A 21,490-nucleotide genomic window follows, 5' to 3' on the forward strand; every position below is an offset into this window, starting at 1 on the left:
TATAAGTTTTTAACTTTCACCGTTCATGTAAAACGATAGAGCCCCGGACGGACATTTCATGATCTGTGATTTCAATTGTTCGGTCGTGGCCATCTCTGGCTTTATCCACGGTTTCCCTTTTGGATCGTAAACCTGTGGCAAGGTTTTTACACATACTCCGGCGTGAATACATTTTGAAGGTTTCCATACTACTGTAAGTTCACCATTGGTGTATTCCTTTGCAATTTCTTTCTTTTCCATAATTACGCGATATTAATTCCTTTTAATACTAATTTTTTCCAATCAGGATGTCTTTTTATGTAGGAAGCTACAAATGGGCACATGGGAATCAAGGTCAATTCTTTCTTTTCTATATCTTTTAGGACATCTTTAACCAGGGCGGAGGCTACCCCTTGCCCTTCCAATTCCTTGGGAACCTCCGTATGGGTAAGATAAATTTTATCTTTTGCCCGTATATATTCAATTTTGGCAATAACGCCATCAATATGATATTCATATTGCTTTCCTTCCGTATTATCTATTAATTTGTATTCCATACCTATCGTTATTATTTGTACAGTATAATCCAGTAATCCTATTTCCAATTTACATTTTATTCTTCCAAATAGCCAAATTTGCCCAAATTATAATCTCTTATGGCCTGGGCTATTTCTTCACGGGTATTCATCACAAATGGCCCTTGTGCAGCTATAGGTTCGTTAAGGGGTTCTCCGCTTAAAATGAGTACAATCGACTTTTTAGTGGCTTCGATGTTAAAATCTTCTCCTTCATTTTCGAAGAGTACAAAATGATTTTCGGCTACGGTCTGTGTTCCATTAACATTTATTTCCCCAGCAACTACCAGTAAGGCTGTATTATAGGTAGCTGGAAAACTAAAATCCGCTTTTCCACCTTCTTCAAGCCTCGCATTTAACATGTTAACAGGGGAAAAGGTAGAGGCTGCACCTGCAACATTATTATAGTTCCCTGCTATAACTTCAACAACTCCTTTATTGTCTTCCAACTGATATTTATTTATCTGGGAATTGGTTATTCCCTGATATTTTGGAGCAGACATTTTGTACTTGGCCGGAAGGTTTACCCAAAGTTGTGCCATTTGAAAATACCCCCCTTCTTTACTAAATTTCTCTTCGTGATATTCTTTATGAAGTATCCCTGAGGCTGCGGTCATCCACTGTACATCCCCTACACCGATTACGCCACTATTGCCAGAACTGTCATGATGGGCCACTTTCCCCTGATAGGCAATCGTAACCGTTTCAAAACCCCTGTGGGGATGTACACTTACCCCTCTAGGCTTATCGGTGGGAGGGAAGTAAAAAGGGGAATTGTAATCCAAAAGAATAAAAGGATCCATTCTTTCCATATCCAACCTATATCCACTGGGGATAAAATTATGTACCCTAAATCCGTCCCCTACATAGTGCGGTTCCCTTGGCGCCACCACTATTTCTATATTCTTTATATTCATCAATATCTATTTAATAATTATATAGCAATAATACGTGGAAATGGGGTCCTGTGCATTGATGTATGATAAGTAATGCAGACGCTAGTTTGGCTTAAAATTCTTATGTGCCAATTCTTTGCGTACCCTACTAAGACTTTCCGGGGTAATGCCCAAATAGGAGGCAATCATCCATTGCGGTACTCTTAGTGTTAGATCAGGATATAATTTGATAAAATTCATATATCTCCTTTCCGCACTAGCGCTCAACAAAAGATTTATTCGTTTTTGTTGGTGTCTAATGTGGTTCTGAAGTGCTATTTGATTGTAGTTCCTGAAGGAAGCACTAATTTCACTAGCTTCATTTAAAAAGTCCGAACTTATTAAAACTACCTTGGTATCCTCTATGGCATCTATAAACAAATCTGAAGGTTCATTAAAAAAAGCACTGCTCCTATCGGAAACGATCCAATTTTCGGAACCAAACTGAATAATATGCTCCTTGCCAGCGTCGTCCACTGTATAGGACCGCAGGAGGCCGTTTTCAACAAAGAAGGAATGTTTACACACTTCTCCCGGACGCAAGAGTATTTCTCCTTTTTCAATATTTCTGAATTCTACTTTTTTTATAAGCAACTGAAAATCAGGTTCCGCTATGTTCGCCTTGGTCTTGAGATACTTAGTGAAATTTTGCATGTAAGTATTCATTTGGAATGTTTGTTTTTATAATGAAGATAGGATGATTTTATCATTTGGGAAAGAACGTCCATGTCAATATTTGATAATCGTTTTATATACAGACATGTTTTGCCCGTTTTGTGGGGACCCAATTGTTCCAAAAGCTCTTGCTTATTTGCAAAGCCCGACATGATGTAGATTGAAAAATTGGATTTTCTAGAGGAAAATCCGGTAATGCACATATCTCCCTCCCGACCAGAATCGTATTTATAATGGTAACTGCCAAAGCCGACTATACTTTCACCCCACATTACTGCTGGCTCAAGGGTTATACTTTTAAATAATTCCAATAATGCATGTGCATCCTTACGTTTTTCTTCACCCTCAACAGAATTTAGAAAATCTATAACAGATGTATTGTTCGGCTTGGTTTTGTTCTCTGTCATCTTTTAGACATTGGCGTTCAATAAATTTACTAAAAAAGGAGTAAAATAAGATTGACTATATATCATTATCGATAGGGAATATATTATTATTAGTTGGATACAATACTGCAAACCCACTTCCAGATTAGGCTTTTAATATGTAATTTAGCAGAAACGTTCTAAACACTTATTAACATGAAAAAAATAACACTTTTAGTATTTATGATTGCTGTATCCTTTGGAGTACAGTCGCAAATCTCAACGCCGGCAGCGAGTCCGGCCTCTACTTTGATCCAAAAGGTTGGATTGACCGATGTAACGGTGGAATATTCCAGACCATCCATGCGTGGAAGAACCATTTTTGGAGATTTGGTACCTTATGATAAATTGTGGAGAACTGGGGCCAACGCCAGGACCAAAATAACCTTTAGTGAAAATGTAATGATTGGAGGTCAAGAACTTAAAGCTGGTTCCTATGCCATTTTTACCAAGCCGGGTGCTTCTTCTTGGGAAGTCTTTTTCTATTCCGATTACAATGGTGGTGGAACTCCGTCTGATTGGGATGAAAGCAAGGTAGCTGCCAAAACTTCTGCTCAAGTGCAAAACTTGCCATTTGAGGTTGAAACTTTTACGATGACTATCGACGGCCTTTCTGATAACGCTGCTACTTTAGGCATGTTTTGGTCAAATGTATATGTAGGTGTTAAGTTTGATGTTCCTACGGATAAAACGGTCACTAGTTCCATAGAAAAAGTAATGAAGGGCCCGGATGCCAATGATTATTATGCAGCTGCTGTATATTACATGAATTCCGGTAAGGATATCAATAAGGCCAAGGAATGGATGGATAAGGCCATGAGCCTGACCTATGAACCTGCATACTGGCAGTTAAGACAACAATCTTTGATCTACGCTAAGGCAGGTGATAAAAAGCAGGCCATTGAAACTGCAAAAAAATCTTTGGCTGCTGCCGAAGCCGCAGGTAATGCCGACTATATTAAGATGAACAAAGACTCCTTGAAGGAGTGGGGAGCCAAGTAATATACTTGCGTACCAAATATAAAAAGCTCACTTTTCAGTGAGCTTTTTTTTTGGAAGTTTTGTATATAAAAAACTAATCTATCAATGGTTCGTAATTCCTAGGACCTCAGTACTGACCTTTAAATTATTATCTCTCTAATAGCTGCAATCAATATTTACTGGCTGCTTCCATTATCCTCAGCGACGAATTGCTCAAAACGTTTTGGTTTCTTATATCCTGCATTGCCGAAGTAACATTACCGTACAATGACAAAACCAACTCACCCATTGCGCTGGTTTTGATATTTGAAATTCGTTTTATAGAAGATTCCAATTCCGAGCTCTTCCCTAATTTTTTTAGGGACAAAAGTTCAAACAGCTCATTGGGGTATACCACCTTCTGATTGTTCTTATTCTGATAGGACAATATACCTGTCAATAACTGTTCACTTTTATTTGAATCTTTGAGCAATTCAAAATTTACCGCGAGTAGATAATCCTGTAGTCTTTCATCGGCATGGAAAGGTTTTCCAACTCCCAGGTTTTCTGGCCATTCTTTTGACGCTTCCAGAAAGGATATTGCCCTCTTGTAATTCTTGGCTTTCATATTGTCCAAAGCCATTAATATATGAGCTTCGGTATATATTTTTTTACTTTCAGAAGCATGTTCAAAAGGCAATATCATTATGTCTTTTAAGACTTCAATGGTTTCCCCATACTGATCGTTCAAAAGGGAGGATTTGGCATAAATCAACCCTATGTTGGCATTGTTGGGGTATTTGGCATATGACTTTTTAGCCAATTTATACGCTTGTTCAATTTTATTATTGTCTAAATAAAATTGAACTACTTCTTCCTTAAGTTTCCAATCAGAACCGTTTATCTGCAAAGCTTTTAAATAATCCTTTTCATTGGCAATATAATCTTCATTTTCGAACATTCTTGCCCTAAAACGATAAAAAATGTCAGAATCTGGTTCATTTCCACAATCCTTTAGAAGCTGTAATCCTAAAGCCTTTTGTCCGACAGCCATATAATTCTGCGCCAAGTAGTATTTAAATTTCCAATTTGCATTTTGGGAGATAGCCCAATGCAGAACATCCATGGTTTCGGGCCTATAGGGGAAAACAAAATCCACAGGAGCTGCTATGGCCTTAGCCAAATATTCATTACCCGGCCCAGCAGCCATATCCTGGGATAAATAAGCTGACCAAAGGTGTATTTTGGCATTTGATGTTTTGGACAATTTTAGAATCTCCATGGCCTCCGATACCAATCCTATGTCTTTGTAATAAATGGCCTGTTCCAGAATAGATTCATCGGGAAATTCATTACTGATTTCCTTCGGCATAATTAGAGGGGTAGGCCCGGATAAAAATTGGGATTCTATTAAAGCAAAATGATTCAGGGGATCTATTTTTATTAGTTCGGCATATTCTTTATTAAATGCATTGGACCTATTATTTTTCCTTTGCAACAATAATTTAATTTTTCGCGCATTTAGATTGTAGGTATTGTAATCCAACGCCTTATTTGCATATAGATCCGCTCTTTCCAAATTTTGTGTCGAGAAATAAATTTCGGCCATTTGGGCATAGGAGACAGATCTGTAGTTAATGCTTCTAGCCGCCCAGCCTAAAGATTCCAAAGCATTTATACTATCATTTAGGGAACGATATATAATTCCGGCCAAGTAATTGGCTTCAGTATTATAGGTATCCAATTTTAAAACCCTATTTACATATTCCAGGGCTTTGTCATAATTGGTTTTTCGATATTCCAATCCTGCCAACTTCAAGAGTCCATCCTGATGCGAGGGATCAAAAGCCACCAATTCATTTAATTTTTTGGCGGCAAGTTCATAGTCCCTAAACTTTAGGGCCTCCCAACCTTCATGGTACAGTTGTTCGCTCTTGGAGACTTTAAGTGCTTCATCATCAATAAACGGACGTTTTATGAGGGTACTTTCGCCATTGGAGGTATAAAATAATTTTTTATCGCCTAATTGCACCACTATTTCCCCGGAGTGCTCTAATGGAAGCACTTTGGAAAAAATTCCCATAGGCTCTAAGCCGATTTCCTCAGAATAAACTTCTTTCCCATTGATGGATACCGTTAAATTATCCCTAAGACTTTGTAGGGCATTGATACCGATATAGAGGCCTTTATCCGATTCCTTAACGTTAAGGACGCCGTATTCCGTGGCATCTACCATACCACCGATTTCTTTGAAAGGAAACCAGATTTCTTTCCAACGATCCATTACATAGGGTTCAAAATTTGCTTGTGAAATGGGGTTGGTTTCTCCTGGAGAATATTGATTAAGAAGTCGCCCCGCTTGAAATTCCATATACTGTCCATCGGTGTCAGTAAGTAAATCCTCCCAAATACCTCCCGACCTCGCCATGGACCATAACCAGAGTTTCTGTCCCGGCATTTCTTCATAGGGAGCCCAGTGGCCAAAACCAAAATTTCTATTGTGGTAGTACCCTCCAAAAAAATCTTTATAATCGCCTACCACATGTTCGGAAATATCCTTGTCAAAATTATTGTTTTTATAAAGGGAAAGATCTCTGCCTTCTTCATCTATTGGCCATGGTTTGGCTGCTCCTCCGTGTTCCAAAAATTGATTCCCTGGATATATGAACTCCAAATCGTCCGAAACCACCGCTGCAGCGGTCATCCAATTGTAATAGGACTGATCAATAGGAGAACCATTGTACCAAGAGGCATTGGTTTCAAAGTAGGCCTTGTCCTTCTCAAGCCTAATTTCTACCCTCCAATCCGTATCTGAGGGGAGGTCAGCGCTGCCTACGATACAGCTTACACTACCATCTTCATTAGTTTTTACCACATAATCTACCGGAGTAGCAGTAGACGGATGATGCCCTATAATTCCAAAATTAAATTCAATACCTCCAGAGGTCCAAGGTCCACGCATTGAAATATTCCGGAATTTGATTACTTCATTTTTATAAAGGAATTCCTCCCCGGTACTTTTCTCTATTGCTCCCCAGACTTTTCCACCTATTTCGGGCAGTACAAAGACTTTGATGAATTCATTCTCCAAAGTAACTACCTTCCAATTTTTCCTCTTTGCGATATTTTCATATCCTTCATACTTGAAATACGGAAATATTTTGGCATTGTCGGTCAGGATAGGGACGGGGTTGGGTTTACTGAAGTCATACGTTTCCAAGGACATCATTTCCTCCTTTATGGTCACTGATGGCGTTTGGGCCATGGTTCCAAGACATAATCCCAATGCAATTATTAAGCTGATATTCTTTACTTTCACTTTGCTATTTTTTAGTTGATTCTATTTTATACATTGCTATAGCATCGTTGTTTCTTACGAACAATACTACCTCTGATTTATCGGCCAAAGTAATTTTGGTGATATCCCTTATTTCTCCGTCAATATTTAAACCACTTTCCATTACTGTAGAAGGTTTAAAATTACCTTTGCCATCACCAAATAAGACTATTCCTTTATTGGCATCATACCTACCAAATTTTACTCGAGTTCCGAAAAAATTACCTCCCATGACGATATCTTCATTGCCGTCATTATTTAAATCCTCCATTAGAATTCCATAAATAGGGGAAAATTGTGTTTCGTTGGGTAATGGAATTAATTTAAATTTTCCGTTACCCTGATTTTCCATATAACTACTATCAAAATTTTTGGCTTTTAAGACCATGGCCCCTTTTAATTCCTCATGGCTAAAAACATCCGTGATTTTTGCAGAGGCATAGTCCGAATAATTTAAATATTTCCCTTTGAGCCCACTTAATTGCCCCACCATATCATCTTTTGAAAACACAGGGAATTCTTCCCCCATATTATAAGAAGTCATTATAGGATCCAAGGACCCATTGTTATCAAAATCTTTGGTATATAAACCAACCGGCTCAGCTATGGACGTTTTTAATTGAGAATTTCTACCAAAGTTTCCAATAATATAATCCATGTCTCCATCCTTGTCAAAATCTCCCTGTTCAATACTGTTCCACCATCCTTCGGAATCATTCAGACCGTTGTCATCATAGACTTCCACAAGTTTACCATCTACATTTTTGAACGTTCTGATTTTCATCCATTCACCTACTAAAATTAGATCATTAATATTATCGTTATTAAAATCGGTCCAGAGAGCATCTGTAACCATACCAGGATATTCCAGATCTGGGTTTATGGTAAATGTTATATCCATAAAAACGCCTTTACCATTGTTCTGTAAAATATAACTTCTTGGCGCTGTGGGATATTTCCCGGGTACCAATCTACCACCAACAAAAAGGTCCAAATCCCCATCCCCGTCAATATCATTAGCATGCACACAGGAACCACTACTAATCATTTTAGGTAATCCTGTGGCACTTTTTACAAAATTACCTCTTCCGTCATTTATGTAAAGCCTGTCTTGTAGTTCACTGGAATCTTCTTCAAAATCGTTTCCGCCGCTTACCACATATAGATCCATATCGCCATCGTTATCCGCATCAAAGAATAGGGAGCCAATGTCTTCCGATTCCTTATCTGCAATGAATACTTTTTCATTGATGGGTAAAAAATTTCCGGATGATGTTTGCATCAACATTCTCCCCTCACTTCCTTTGGCACCGCCGACATATATATCTTCCAGGCCATCATTATTTACGTCCGCTTTGGTAATGGTAGGTCCTTGGGTTGATAATTTTTGGGGGAGCAACTGTTCCCGTTTAAAATCATTATAATCATTCTCCAAATGCCTGTAGGGGATAAGACTGTCTATAGTTATGTCCGTAAAAAAGGTTTTACCAACTATTGCTTCGGAATTATTCTCCACTAAAGCTGCATCCTTTTGATTTAAGGTAATTATTTGATCGGCCTTTACATCGGTCATAACCTGTACCTTGCCATCAGGCCAAATAATCTTAAGTTGATCTACGGAAACCGCATCCCCAAGTCCAAAAATCAGATTAAAATCTACAGAAGATTGAAACCCCCTAGTGGGCATCAATTCTTGCATAAGTAATTTGTTTCCAATAGCCAAAGTGACTTTGGAGCCGATGCCAGAAGTGTTCTTTCCTTCACCTTTAAGATTAATTTTTAGGTGGTGGTTGGAATTGTGTCGTTCACTATTGTTTCTATAAACAAAGGGGTATTCGTCTATGTTATTGACCACCAGATCGAGATCTCCATCATTGTCCAGGTCGGCATATACGGCTCCATTGGAAAGCGATTTCTGATTTAGGCCCCAAGCTTCATTCACTTTGGAGAAAGTAAGGTCGCCGTTGTTGTGATAGGTATAATTCTCTTCAATGGTAGAAGGCATATTCTCCAGTAAATCGGTAATGGCCGTCTCAACGCCGGTTTTATTTTGATTGACTCTATCCTGAACCGCAAAATTTAAGAAATCCATATTAGTGTAGTCCCGTTTTACACCGTTGGTAATAAATAAATCCTTAAAACCATCATTGTCCAAATCAGTAAAAAGTGAGGCCCAACTCCAGTCAGTATTTGAAACGCCCGAAAATTGTCCAATTTCAGAAAAAGATTTCCCTTGATTGTTCAAATGCATCATATTTCTCATGGTCTGATAATAGAATCCGGATTTCTCCAAGAAGGTATTTTTGTCATAATTGTCCGGACCGGAGACCATCTTTAAGCGGTAATTATTTTCTGGGAGCATGTCCAAGGTCATAATTTCCGGAAAGCCATCATTATTGATATCTGCTACATCCGAACCCATAGAAAAATGGGAGGTGTGCCCAATATAATCTTCGAGACTTTCAGTAAAAGTACCATCATGATTATTGATGTACAAATAGTCCTGTTCCTTAAAATCGTTGGATATATAAATATCTGGCCAATTGTCATTATTTACATCCGATACGGCTATACCAAGTCCAAAACCTAACACATTTGAAACAAGTCCGGCCGAATCACTTACGTCCACAAACTTTCCATTATCGTTTCTATAAAGTCGGTCTTCATAGGCAGGGTTTCTTTGTTGCTTAAGGTTATTGGATATTTGTCTAAAGCTTGAATATTCCTGTGAAGAATGGTTTACTACATATACATCTAGATCGCCATCCCTGTCATAATCAAAAAAAGCAGCCTGAGTGGAGTAGCCACTATCATCAATTCCGTATTCCGCCGCTTTTTCCGTAAAAGTTAAATCCCCATTATTAATGAATAATAAGTTCTTTCTTTTATAATCGTCCTTGGCAGCCGATCTACATACATAGATATCCAAAAAACCATCCCCGTTAACATCGGCCATGGTGGTTCCGGTATTCCACAAACCTTCGGCAAATACTCCAGCTTTTTGGGCAATCTCTTCAAATTTAAAGTTGCCTTTGTTAATATATAGCCTACTTCCTACCATGCTGGCTGTAAAATAAAGGTCCGTAAGACCATCATTGTTGATGTCACCTGCACTTACGCCACCACCATTGTAGATATAGCCATAGGTTAAAATATTAAATTCTTCGGTTTCCTGTAAAACAGGTTTAAATGTAATTCCAGTTTTGTTGCTCGGCATTAGGGAGAACATTTTGCTATCATCTACTCCTTGGCAAGAAAAAATAAATAATGTCGTAACAAGAAGGTATATTTTGGTGATATTTTGAATCATAATAATTAGGAATTTATCAACATAGGCTAGATTTTGTGAATTGCATTATAAAATCAAAAGCCAATGATATAACAGTAAAAATTACAAAAGGTAAGTTAATTAATTCTATGGACTCACCACTATAAATGGGGGGATATAAAAGAATTTCTTAGACTTTTATAATAATCTTTTAATTGCTTATAGGATGATCAAATAAAAAAAACCTGTGATTTTAAAGTCACAGGTTTTCTCTTAAACACTAATAAATTACAATTTTAAATATCAAAAATTTGGTCCGCCAGTATCCCACCAAAGTCGTGTTCCAATTTCATCCGGTCCACCTAATTTGGCCGTTGCGTCCGCAACACCAGCGGCATTACCTTCGCGTTCTGTATTCACGAACGGCATTCTTTTAATAGCCTCGCCATCAGGAATAACACCCCAATCGGCATTACTGCTATTTTGATAAACGGGAGGTAATTTTGGATACCCGGTTCTTCTGTAGTCTACCCAGGCTTCCATTTCGTTGGTATAGGCAGCAATCCATTTTTGGGTAATAATTTTCTCCAATTTAATCTCATTGCTCGCAGCCTCATCCCAAGCAACCGTTGTGGTGATCTGGTTCACAAAATCGTTTACGGCACCTGCTGCGACTGGATCATTATAATCTATTGGCAAACTTGTGTTGTCCGCTAAATAGGCATCAACACCACCTGCTCCCCATAATTCAAAGGAAGCCCTAACACCAGCCTCATAATTGGCTTGTGCATCTCCAGCACCGGACCATCCCCGTAAAGCAGCTTCTGCTTTAATAAAGAATACTTCGTCGGCGCTCATTACCTTACGTTTGGTAACTTTTGCGGGATCGTTAAACGAAATATCTATGGTTGAAAAGCTCAATCGGTCATCCTTGGCCACCAATTCGGCACCGTTGCGGATACCTTTGTAAGGATAGTCTGGGTGATCAGTTACCAAAGACATATCGGTTACTGGATCAAAGAAAGGCGCAATACGGTTGTCTTTATAACCAATCAAAATAGACTCCATGGTAGCACTCATTCTAGTATCGCCCCATTCAAAGCAAATTTGTGCAGGGTGAAATTTTACGCCATACAAAGAAATATTAAAATTGTCAGCATTGGTCTCAATTAGTCCTACTGGATCTGCCATAGCTTTCTCACCTTGGGTTTTAGCCACGTCAGGAGCTACCTTGGAGATACGCATGGCCAATTGTAATCTCAATGAATTGGCATATTTTGCCCATTTACTAACATCTCCACCATAACTGGCATCAAAATTAGTTAGACCTACATAGTCCGTATTGGCACTGAAAACTGAAATGATTCTATCTAAATCACTAAAGAAAGCATTATATAAAGTTTCCTCGCTATCATAAAGTGCACTTCCAGTAGAACCATAATTGGTATAAAGAATTGGTCCATAATAGGTAGTAACCCTGGACATGGATACAATTCTAATTAAATTGGCCCATTCTACGAATACATCATAGCCATCCGCTGCTGCAATGTCTATTACTTGCTTGGCAGGAGCCATAACATTATTGTATTCCCTAGCCCAATAACCATTCCAACGTATATAGTAGGTAGTGTTGTTTACACCGCCAACAAATGGGGTAGGAGTGGCCAAATGCTGCGCAAAGGTAACATTGGTCAGGTTATGGTCTACCTGGTTACCAAATATTTGGCTCAGCATAGAGGAATAAAATGCCCCCACATGATTAAAATCCTGCTTTAATGATTCACCGGATATTTGATATGGATTGGTATTCGTTTCTTCAAAATCGTTGGTACATCCGCTAAAGGCAATGACCATTGTAATTAGATATATTAACTTTTTCATCTTTTATAAATTAGAATGTTACTTTTAGATTAAATCCATAAGTTCCTGTTGAAGGAAGATTAAAGTTATCCAATCCCTGAGCATTTTGATTGGTACTCATTGCCAATTCTGGGTCGAACGGAGCATCTTTGTAGATATAGAACAAATTGTTTCCAATGAAAGACAATGATGCCGCAGATATCGGTAATCCTAATTTTGACACATCAATATTATAACCCAAAGAAAGTTGGTTAACTCTAATATTGGTGCGGTCATAAACATAGGCCTCCCCAACACCGTTTCTATCACCTATGGCCCTAAACCAAGTTTCGGAATCCACAGTTGTTATAGCTGCTCCAGAGGTCTGGTCTACACCGTTAACAGTAACACCACCTGCATCCCTTGCATCAGCAGTTCTTTGTGAAACTCCTGCACCGTCCAACATGGATTCGGTTTGACTAAACACGTTACCTCCAAATTTACCATTTATTTGCATGCCAAGGGTAAATCTCTTATAACTAAAGTTGTTGTTCCAGCCTAGGGTCCAGTCAGAATCCAAATTACCAATTAGCTCAGTAGTTGCTGTCCTTAAAGGTTTTCCACCATCAAACAATATTTGTCCTTGATCGTTCCTTAAGAATTTAAGTACATATAGGTCATTAAAAGCTCCACCTTCAACCAATTTGGATTGATAACCTTCTGAAGATCCAAGATTGATTACCTTATCATCATCTGGTCCTATATCCACAATTTCATTGGTGTTGTTCGTAAAGTTAAAAGCCGTAACCCACTGAAAATCATCAGTCTGAACAGGGGTAGCGTTAAGCGTAATTTCCCAACCTTTATTGGTAATTTCCCCGGCATTGATGAATTTGGTAGTGTATCCACCCTCAGATTCGGATTGTAATAAAGGTACTTCTATGAACTGATCTTTACTGGTTAGACTATAATAGGTAATGTCTAATCCCAATCTGTTTTGAAAAAATCTCCAATCAGCACCGAATTCCAAACTGGTAATAATTTCAGGTTTCGCATCCAAAAATGGTTTTACCGTATTTCTGTTTACACCACCATTACTGGCAATAGTGTTTTGCGGATTAATTCTGTTAAAAGGTACTTCGTTACCTACTTGGGTATAGGAAGCCCTTAATTTACCAAAACTAATAGCCTCTGGCATAGTAAACATTTCACTAAGAATACCGGTTACACCAACAGAAGGATAAAAATAAGAATCATTTCCTGTTAGAGCCAAAGTTGAAGCCCAGTCATTTCTTCCAGATAGATCCAAGAATAACATTTCCTTATAACCCAATTGAAGGTTGGCAAAAGCACCTTGCTTAATAACAGATCCGTCATAGGTTGAAAGTACCTGAACGTTGGTTGGTAAGTTTTGAAAAGTAAACTCATTAGGATAAAGTAAACCTAAGGTACCGGTACCTACACTTACCCCATCGCCGTAAACAGTTTTCTGATAACTTGCTCCCACTACACCGTTTAAACTAAAGTCGTCACTTAAATCGGTATCGTAGCTAAGAATAGCATCGGTATATACCAATTGGTCCTCATACTTTCTGTAATCCCAAGCACCTTTTGGGTGTACGTTAGTAGAGTTGGAGGTAGCAGCGTGCTGTTGTTCAAACTCTTTTGCAGCATAATCATAGTTACCTCTCACCTGTAATTTAAGCTTTTCGGCAATATCATATTCAAGGCTCAAACTACCTATTATCCTTTTGCTTTCATCAGTTTTAGGCTCTTTGTTAATTATCCAATAAGGATTGGATTGATGGTGATCCACAACAAACCAGTTCTGTGCATATAAGTTTCTGTCAGTGTCAAAAGTCTGGTAATTGTTCTTGAAACTATAAAAATCTCTCTGTCTTGGAAACATATATAACCCCGTTAATGGGTTTAGGTAATACCCTGAAGGTAACCTATTTTCTGTTTCCTCCAAAGCCATAATAACACTGGAAGTAACAGTTACCTTATCATTGAACATCTTTGTAGATTGCTTAAAGGTAAAGTTATTCTTCTGGTATTTATTCTCTGGTGTTATTCCCGAGGCAGTAATATTACCGTAGGAAAAATAAGCTGTGGTATTATCATTTCCTCCACTAACGGTTACAGTGTTGTTGAAGTTATGACCAGTTTGGAAAAATTCTTCTACATAACTGCTTTGATAGTCACCGGGGGTAGTGGACCAGCTTTCCTTGGCATTACCATTAGCTCCGTATTTAAACTGCAAATCAGGCAACTCAAGATAGTGTTCAAAAGTATAACCGGAATTTAAGCTTACGGTGGTTTTACCAGACTTACCTGCCTTGGTGGTTATAACAACAACCCCGTTGGCACCTTGACTACCATAAAGTACGGCAGCGTTGGAACCTTTAAGAATACTGATACTCTCAATATCGTCCGGGTTAATGGCTGAAAGTCCGTCACCGGCATCAACTCCTCCCCACATTCCTGGTTGGCCTCCTTTATTGTTGGCCATAGGAATACCATCAATTACAAATAATGGTGAACTATCACCACTCAAGGATTTGTTACCCCTAAGAACGATTTTTGTAGATCCACCAGCACCAGAACTACTTTTCTTAATTTCAACACCGGCAGCTTTACCGGATATACTGTTCATGAAATTAGGATCTCTGGTTGCGGTCAACTCATCTGCCCGAACGGTCTGCTGGGCATAGGTTAAGGTTTTTTCTTCCCTTTTAATACCCAATGCCGTTACAACCACTTCGCCCAGTTGTTCCGCATCTTCTTGCATAGATACATTAATTGTATTTGATGCTCCTACGGTTACAGATTGGGATTTCATTCCAAGAAATGAAAATACCAATACGCTTCCGTTTTCTGCCTCAATGGAATAATTTCCATCAAAATCAGTCTGAGATCCAGTTGTGGTTCCTTGTACAAGTACGTTTACACCTGGTAGAGGGGAACCATCCGTAGCATCGGTGACCGTACCTGTCACCGTTTTGCTTTGCGCCAGTAACGGATAAGCTCCGAACACTAGTACAAAAAATAATAGCAATTTTTTGACCATAATAAAATTGTTTGAGTTAATAAATTAGTTGTTTGTTAATATTAAGTTAAGAGTGAAATTAATCTTTTTTTTTAATAAAACAAATAGTATCGGTGTTAATGTGTTCGAGCACATTAAATAAAACCTTAATTTTTTTAAGGTTATTGCTGAATAGTATTCTGTTTTACCAACCTAATTAAAGGTAATAGTGCGCGTTTTCTGTAGTAATAACATCTATAGGAAGGAACTCATGCGGAGGCAAGGGCTTTCCGAAAAGGAAATGTTCTGCCAAATAATTAACACTGAGAAATGCCTGCCTTTTTGGTTTCTGGTGAATTAAAAATTTTATATCCCCCTGTTTCAGGTACTTAATGTTAGGCTTTAACAAATCGTATCCTATTATAATCCCATCATCTTTGTTAAGATCTTGAAAAGCTTCTACCAACATATATGCCTTTGAATTGGTTACAAAAAAGGCGCTAATTTTTGGGTTACTTTTTATGAATTGGGATACTTCATGTTTAAAAACGTTTTCTTCAGCTGAATTAAAAGTTTTGGAAACCATAATGTGATTATTGTCCGACTTTTCCGTAAAAAACTCTATAAACCCATTTTCCTTTGTTTGCATATGTGGTTCTTTGTTTATATGGATAATAGCTATTCCATCATTCTTTCCAATTATTTTCTCCATTAAACTTGCGGCAACCCTGCCACTTTGATTTAGGTCCTGACCTATAAAAATCTGTTCCTTAAAACAATTTATATGATTGTTGAACAGAACTACCGGAATCTTGGCTACACAACATTGTCCTAACACCACTTGGGATTCATTTTCAAAAATGGGTGCCATCAAAAGTACATCGGGCTGTGATATGATAGCTTCATGTGATTGACCCATAAAGGAAGATTTATCTGTAGGGTCATAAAAAAACTTCTTAATAAGTATTCCAAACGGGGTGAACTGATTAGAAGCCTCTACAACTCCTTCATAGGCAGGAATCCAATAGGGGTCCTTATTCGGATCCGGAAGCAGAACATGGATACTATAAGTTTTGTTTTTTTTAAGGTTCCTGGCAATGGGATTGGGCTTGTAGTCGATCTCCTTTAATACCTTGTCTACTTTTTCGAAAGCATTTTTGGAAACTTTGCCTCGTTTGTGCAATACCCTATCTACTGTTCCCTTGGAAACACCTGCCATTTGGGCAATGTCCTTTATAGTATATTTCTCCTTAATCATTGTAGTACTGGATACGAGAACAGGATTTTATTTTTGGCATATCAAGAAACTTTTAACAGTTTGCTAACAATAAATATAGAAATAATCCATATAAATTACCTAAAATTTTCGTGGACTTGATAAATTTTCAGTTTATACTAACTATCAGAGCTATCTGTATCCAAGTAAAAATGGATAGTTAAAAGTTCGTTTTTGCACCTAGGTGCAATATTAAAACAATTAAAATGCAGTGAAATATTATGCCTCTATAGGGGGATTTTTAAGAAGACGATCAAAACCTTCCAATATGGTTGCCAATACTATTATCAGGCAACAACCGAAGGCATTTAACCATAAATAGGACATCCAGTCATAACTCCAGCCAATTATTACGATACACTGTGTTATTAAGGCTGCTACAAAAACGGCATTGCCCTTTATGAATTTAAGAAAGAAGGCGATCATAAAAATACCTAGAACGTTCCCATAAAAAATAGAGCCTATAATATTGACCAATTGAATGAGATTATCAAATAGGTTGGCCACACAAGCAATTGCAATGGCCACAGCACCCCACATAAGGGTAAATAATTTTGATGCCTTTACATAATGCGCCTGTGTAAATTCACCTTTCTTATTTCTTTTATATAAATCCAAAGATGTAACCGTTCCCAAAGCATTTAATTCAGAGGCGGTAGAGGACATAGCAGCTGAAAGAATCACAGCCAATAAAAGGCCAATAAGTCCTTTGGGCAAAAAATTTAAAATAAAATGAATAAAAACGTAATCTTTGTCATTGGTCTCTACACCATCATCGGCCATAGAAATTAAAGCCTGGGCAGCCTTTCTATTTTCCTTATCCTTATTGTTTATACTTATAATATGTTGTTTGGCATCCTCAATGGCATCGTACTCCTTGAGATCAAGGGCGCCTGAAAATTTATTTTGGGCCATTCTTTTTTCGTCCTCCAAAACCAAATGTGCCTCTTCCAATAACTTGTAATCCTCCGAATAGGTAGATTCCAATATGGCATTTGTAGCTGCTGGATTAAAGTTTAAAGGAGAATGGTTGAATTGAAAAAATATAAATACCATTACACCCACCAATAAGATAAAGAATTGCATAGGTATTTTAAGCAAGCCATTGAATATAAGCCCAAGCTGACTTTCCCTTACAGTTTTTCCAGAAAGATATCTTTGAACCTGACTTTGGTCTGTTCCAAAATAGGCCAAGGCAAGAAAAAGACCTCCTGTAATTCCACTCCAAAAGGTATAACGACTTGTGGTATTGACACTGAAGTCCAAAATATTCAATTTATCGCTAGCCCCGGCAATTTTGAGTGCCTTACTAAAAGTAATGTCTTCCGGTAAATAGCCAAGTATAAAAAAGAATGCAATAAACATCCCTGTCATTATGATGAACATTTGCTGTTTGTGCGTAACACTTACAGCTCTGGTACCACCAGAGACGGTATAAATTATTACAAGAATACCTATTAAAATATTAAGAGTTTTTAGATCCCACCCCAATACAGCAGAAAGAATAATTGAAGGAGCAAAAATGGTAATACCGGCGGCAAGACCACGTTGAATTAAAAATAACAATGCTGCCAGGGTTCTTGTTTTTAGATCAAATCGATTCTCTAAAAATTCATAGGCGGTATATACATTGAGCCGGTGATAAATGGGTACAAAAACTATACATATGATAATCATGGCCAGCGGCAGGCCAAAATAAAACTGTACAAATCCCATTCCATCATGAAAGGCCTGCCCGGGAGTGGATAGAAATGTTATGGCACTGGCCTGTGTTGCCATTACGGAAAGACCAATGGTCCACCATTTGGCATCGTGACCGCCAAGGACATAGTCCTTTACATCTTTACTTCCCTTTGTCCTCCAAACACCATATCCAACTATGAAAATAAGGGTTCCAATAAGTATGATCCAATCTATTTCAGCCATTTTATCGGTTTCCGGTCATTATTAAATAAAAAACAATAATATATATGATATTAAGCACTAATACTAGCGTATACTCTTTTTTCCAATCAAATTTCTCGAACATAATATTCTTGTTATTTGTTTTTTATTTTTGGCTATCCTGTTTAAGGGAAAGCATATTGGCGAACAGTCTATAGGCACCGGTTACCCCCGCCGGCAACTCCCTGAAAAAACTTAATCCCGTATAAATATAGTTTCCCTTACCGTAAGGTGCAACTAATAGACTACCGGATAAAGCTGGCTCCCCTTCATCGTTCATTGAAAGTATAGGAGTAAACTCCTTGGACCATTGATCTGGAAAATACAGACCACGTTCCTGTACCCAACCGTTAAAATCGTTTTGGGTTATTTTATTTGGATAGTTGACAAGGGCATGTGTTTTCGCCAGTATGCTTACATTGGAGGTTTCATCCGTTACCCTATCACGGGAAATGGATAAGGGGTAGGGGGCAAGGTTTTCCATGTCCAATCCATTTCTGCCAGCGGTGTTGTACTGAATAATTAAGTTACCGCCCTCCTTTACATAATCTAATAAATAACGTTGCTTAAATTTTAATTCATCCACAACATTGTATGCCCTTATGCCAACAACAATGGCATCAAATTTGGCCAAGGATCCGGCTTGTATGGTGGAAGGGTCTATTTTTTCAACCTTATATCCTATTTGTAACAGACTTTCAGGAATTTCATCACCAGCCCCGTTTATATATCCTATATTTTCTCCATTCTTATTAATGTCCAGTCGAACCACTTTGGTCTCGGAAGGCATTAACACAGATTGTTTGGGGATGTGGTCATAGGATATTTCTATCAATTCTTTAGTTATTTCCTTACCATCCACTTTAATTATAGGAGATATATAATTTTCATTTTCGGTGGATGGTGGAGTCAAGAGGAATTGTAATATTCGCTGATCACCCTTTTTTGCTATTTCAAAAGATTTTATTTCTTGATCAACTTTCCAACCTTTTCCATAACACAGCTGTAGTTCTCCCTTAACATTGTCTTTAAGCGCTTTTATAGTAACCGGAATCTCCTTGGGTTCGGAGTTGGCAAATATGATTACCTTATCCTTAAAACTCGCTGTTGCCTCCGGCAATATTTCAAAGGGCTGATAAATTTCACCTTTTTCAGGTTTGGAATATCTGTATACAATGGGTTTTTTAATATTTATGGTAAATCCATTGAATACCATTTCAAAACTTACCTCACAGGCATTGGGCGTTTCTGGTTTACCAATTAGATTTTGGTCCGTTACCTTATACATTCCCGTAGTGCCCTTATTGTTTAGCCAATATGGACTGGTGTATCCCTTATTACTGGGAACATTTAGATTTATCTGGAATAACTCCTTCTTGTTTTCTTTTAGGGCGATATTTTTATTTACACGATTATCCTGGCCAGAGGAAACAGCTAATAGATTAATGTCGGTATTGCTTCTATTCAATGCTTCAATATTTATGTCGATAGTACTTCCGGGATAAGTATTGGATTCTGTAGCAGTAGCTTCCAAATAAAGTCCACAAACCGATTGGATAATGTCTTCCAACTCCTTTTTCTTGATTTCCTTCCAGTGCTCATCCTGCAATTTCAAAATGGCCTTATACCCTTCAATAAGTTGTGGCAGGTGTGTTGACGGTTGGACAAAATTAAAATTTCTTTCAATTTCATATAAAATCTTCCCAACGGCTTCACCGCCTTCAACGCGTGACCAAGTAGTATTTATTCCGTCGAAAATATCGGAATTATTATTTGGAAGGTCGCCCTTTAGAAGTTCTATATACTCATTCTCACCACCCCGCGTTGACAATCTTCCAAAACCCTGGCACAAATGCTGGCTACTCGCAAGAGATGCTATTTCGTTGTTAGACACCCCCCTTAGTGGATAGTAGACCCCAACATCCAGATCGATCATTTTGGATTTGTCCGCTTTTTGAAATTTGTCCTCGCTACCATAAAACCACCAAGAGGTATTAAAAAAAAGTCGTTTTGGTTGCCAAACCTCCGTGCTTTTTAATTGTTCCGGATATACATTTGGATTGTTGGCCAAATCGAAGGCCTCATAACTAAGCATGGCCGAAGAGGTGTGATGGCCATGGGTAGAACCAGGTGATCTGTGGTCGAATCTATTGATAATAACATCTGGTTTAAAATTGCGTATAATCCAGATGACATCACTTAACACAGCCTCTTTGTTCCAAATTTTAAGGGTTTCGTTCGGATGTTTGGAGTAGCCAAAATCATTCGCCCTTGTAAAAAATTGTTCCCCACCATCAATACGTCTGGCAGCCAACAATTCCTGTGTTCTTAAAACTCCCAGCAACTCCCTTAGTTCGGAACCTATTAAATTTTGGCCTCCATCCCCTCGGGTTAGAGATAAGTAAGCAGTTTTAGCCTTTACTTCATTGGAAAGGTAGGAAATTAGTCGTGTATTTTCATCATCGGGATGTGCGGCAATATAAAGGGCCGAACCCAAAAAATTTAATTTTTGAAGGGAATTAAATATGTCCGAAGATGTATTTTTTTTAGGTGCTTGAGCGTCAATAAGTTGGCATGAAAGTAGTATCCCAAAAAAGAATACCCAAGGAAGGCGCATATAATTTATGTTTTAGTTGGTTCCCAAATATAAAAATATAAAATCCGTGGCTGTAATTTTTACAACTACTTTAACACCTTATAAAACTTCGCTGCTTTCCAAGGAGTCTTCATAGGTTTGTGCCAAAGCTATGGCTTTCTGAAGCATCATGTTATTGGGGTAGGTGAAAAGTTCTCCGTTATTCCTTCTAAGATGCACATGAAATGCCCTAATATCCTCAATAAGATATACTTCATTGGGCAATTCAATTTCCTTGTCCATTATTTTAATTTTATCCCCAATTTTGAATGGAAATGAGAAAAATAGGATAACCCCGGCAGTAACATTGCTCAATATGGACCATTGGGCAAAAAGCGCCACTCCTATAACAGCAAAAACAGAGGAAAAGACAAGGCCGATATCCTTCATTTCTACTCCCCAGATCAGAATCAAGGCAACTATTCCAAATGTGGTAAGTCCAACAGTGGAGTATTTTACGATCAACCGCGTACGGACCTCATTAATATCACTTATTTTACCAACTTTTTGTATTGCTTTGGTACCTAAATACTTTAATATCAATAGCACTAATAAACATATGCCAGTGCCTAAAAGTTCATTTTTGTACTCCAAATAAAATGTTTCCATAAAAA

14 protein-coding genes are annotated in these 21,490 nt (G+C 38.0%); 1 reads left to right on the top strand and 13 read right to left on the bottom strand.

Features of this window, described 5'->3' with window-relative positions; translation table 11 throughout:
• Nucleotides 1–9: 9 nt before the first annotated feature.
• The 5 genes from LV92_RS08055 to LV92_RS08075 all read right to left on the bottom strand — a co-directional run bounded on the left by LV92_RS08055 (nucleotide 10) and on the right by LV92_RS08075 (nucleotide 2,571).
• Nucleotides 10–240 (bottom strand): (4Fe-4S)-binding protein, encoded by a 231-nt coding sequence (locus LV92_RS08055; RefSeq protein WP_111623144.1) that lies wholly within the window; start codon nucleotides 238–240, stop codon nucleotides 10–12.
• 2 nt (nucleotides 241–242) lie between these two features.
• Nucleotides 243–536 (bottom strand): GNAT family N-acetyltransferase, encoded by a 294-nt coding sequence (locus tag LV92_RS08060; RefSeq protein WP_211322950.1) that lies wholly within the window; start codon nucleotides 534–536, stop codon nucleotides 243–245.
• 56 nt (nucleotides 537–592) lie between these two features.
• The gene (locus tag LV92_RS08065; RefSeq protein ID WP_111623145.1) at nucleotides 593–1,471 is read right to left on the bottom strand and encodes a pirin family protein; all 879 of its coding nucleotides are present in this window, start codon (nucleotides 1,469–1,471) and stop codon (nucleotides 593–595) included.
• Nucleotides 1,472–1,552: 81 nt separating this feature from the next.
• On the bottom strand, nucleotides 1,553–2,155 hold the full coding sequence (locus tag LV92_RS08070; RefSeq protein WP_111623146.1) for a Crp/Fnr family transcriptional regulator: 603 nt from the start codon (nucleotides 2,153–2,155) through the stop codon (nucleotides 1,553–1,555).
• Entirely contained in the window at nucleotides 2,152–2,571 is a 420-nt protein-coding gene (locus LV92_RS08075) for a DUF1801 domain-containing protein (RefSeq protein ID WP_111623147.1), read from the bottom strand. Before LV92_RS08075 ends, LV92_RS08070 begins: the two co-directional genes overlap by 4 nt.
• 174 nt (nucleotides 2,572–2,745) lie before the next feature.
• On the opposite strand from LV92_RS08075, the gene LV92_RS08080 reads away from it, so the two are divergent.
• Entirely contained in the window at nucleotides 2,746–3,591 is an 846-nt protein-coding gene (locus tag LV92_RS08080; RefSeq protein WP_111623148.1) for a DUF2911 domain-containing protein, read from the top strand.
• 148 nt (nucleotides 3,592–3,739) lie between these two features.
• Here LV92_RS08080 and LV92_RS08085 read toward each other — a convergent pair whose 3' ends face one another.
• From LV92_RS08085 to LV92_RS08120, 8 genes are all read right to left on the bottom strand, one after another.
• Entirely contained in the window at nucleotides 3,740–6,868 is a 3,129-nt protein-coding gene (locus tag LV92_RS08085; RefSeq protein ID WP_146613524.1) for a DUF5107 domain-containing protein, read from the bottom strand.
• Nucleotides 6,869–6,872: 4 nt separating this feature from the next.
• A complete protein-coding gene (locus tag LV92_RS08090) occupies nucleotides 6,873–10,196 on the bottom strand; it encodes a VCBS repeat-containing protein (RefSeq protein ID WP_111623150.1) in 3,324 nt (1,107 codons plus the stop codon).
• A 261-nt stretch (nucleotides 10,197–10,457) separates the two neighbouring features.
• The gene (locus LV92_RS08095; protein ID WP_111623151.1) at nucleotides 10,458–12,035 is read right to left on the bottom strand and encodes a SusD/RagB family nutrient-binding outer membrane lipoprotein; all 1,578 of its coding nucleotides are present in this window, start codon (nucleotides 12,033–12,035) and stop codon (nucleotides 10,458–10,460) included.
• 10 nt (nucleotides 12,036–12,045) lie between these two features.
• Entirely contained in the window at nucleotides 12,046–15,063 is a 3,018-nt protein-coding gene (locus LV92_RS08100; RefSeq protein ID WP_111623152.1) for a SusC/RagA family TonB-linked outer membrane protein, read from the bottom strand.
• 175 nt (nucleotides 15,064–15,238) lie between these two features.
• Nucleotides 15,239–16,279, bottom strand: coding sequence for a LacI family DNA-binding transcriptional regulator (locus tag LV92_RS08105; RefSeq protein WP_111623153.1), 1,041 nt, complete (start codon nucleotides 16,277–16,279; stop codon nucleotides 15,239–15,241).
• A gap of 237 nt (nucleotides 16,280–16,516) precedes the next feature.
• Nucleotides 16,517–18,223: a sodium:solute symporter gene (locus LV92_RS08110; RefSeq protein ID WP_111623154.1), complete on the bottom strand. Its 1,707-nt coding sequence runs from the start codon at nucleotides 18,221–18,223 to the stop codon at nucleotides 16,517–16,519.
• A 124-nt stretch (nucleotides 18,224–18,347) separates the two neighbouring features.
• Entirely contained in the window at nucleotides 18,348–20,858 is a 2,511-nt protein-coding gene (locus LV92_RS08115; protein WP_111623155.1) for a PIG-L family deacetylase, read from the bottom strand.
• Between the two features lie 78 nt (nucleotides 20,859–20,936).
• Nucleotides 20,937–21,485, bottom strand: coding sequence for a mechanosensitive ion channel domain-containing protein (locus tag LV92_RS08120; RefSeq protein WP_111623156.1), 549 nt, complete (start codon nucleotides 21,483–21,485; stop codon nucleotides 20,937–20,939).
• Nucleotides 21,486–21,490: the final 5 nt, after the last annotated feature.

The sequence above is a fragment of the Arenibacter echinorum genome (assembly GCF_003259375.1).
Classification (GTDB): domain Bacteria; phylum Bacteroidota; class Bacteroidia; order Flavobacteriales; family Flavobacteriaceae; genus Arenibacter; species Arenibacter echinorum.

Coding starts and splice junctions, on each gene's coding strand:
- LV92_RS08055 (WP_111623144.1), bottom strand. CDS start 240: ATGGAAAAGAAAGAAATTGCAAAGGAATACACCAATGGTGAACTTACA.
- LV92_RS08060 (WP_211322950.1), bottom strand. CDS start 536: ATGGAATACAAATTAATAGATAATACGGAAGGAAAGCAATATGAATAT.
- LV92_RS08065 (WP_111623145.1), bottom strand. CDS start 1,471: ATGAATATAAAGAATATAGAAATAGTGGTGGCGCCAAGGGAACCGCAC.
- LV92_RS08070 (WP_111623146.1), bottom strand. CDS start 2,155: ATGAATACTTACATGCAAAATTTCACTAAGTATCTCAAGACCAAGGCG.
- LV92_RS08075 (WP_111623147.1), bottom strand. CDS start 2,571: ATGACAGAGAACAAAACCAAGCCGAACAATACATCTGTTATAGATTTT.
- LV92_RS08080 (WP_111623148.1), top strand. CDS start 2,746: ATGAAAAAAATAACACTTTTAGTATTTATGATTGCTGTATCCTTTGGA.
- LV92_RS08090 (WP_111623150.1), bottom strand. CDS start 10,196: ATGATTCAAAATATCACCAAAATATACCTTCTTGTTACGACATTATTT.
- LV92_RS08095 (WP_111623151.1), bottom strand. CDS start 12,035: ATGAAAAAGTTAATATATCTAATTACAATGGTCATTGCCTTTAGCGGA.
- LV92_RS08100 (WP_111623152.1), bottom strand. CDS start 15,063: ATGGTCAAAAAATTGCTATTATTTTTTGTACTAGTGTTCGGAGCTTAT.
- LV92_RS08105 (WP_111623153.1), bottom strand. CDS start 16,279: ATGATTAAGGAGAAATATACTATAAAGGACATTGCCCAAATGGCAGGT.
- LV92_RS08110 (WP_111623154.1), bottom strand. CDS start 18,223: ATGGCTGAAATAGATTGGATCATACTTATTGGAACCCTTATTTTCATA.
- LV92_RS08115 (WP_111623155.1), bottom strand. CDS start 20,858: ATGCGCCTTCCTTGGGTATTCTTTTTTGGGATACTACTTTCATGCCAA.
- LV92_RS08120 (WP_111623156.1), bottom strand. CDS start 21,485: ATGGAAACATTTTATTTGGAGTACAAAAATGAACTTTTAGGCACTGGC.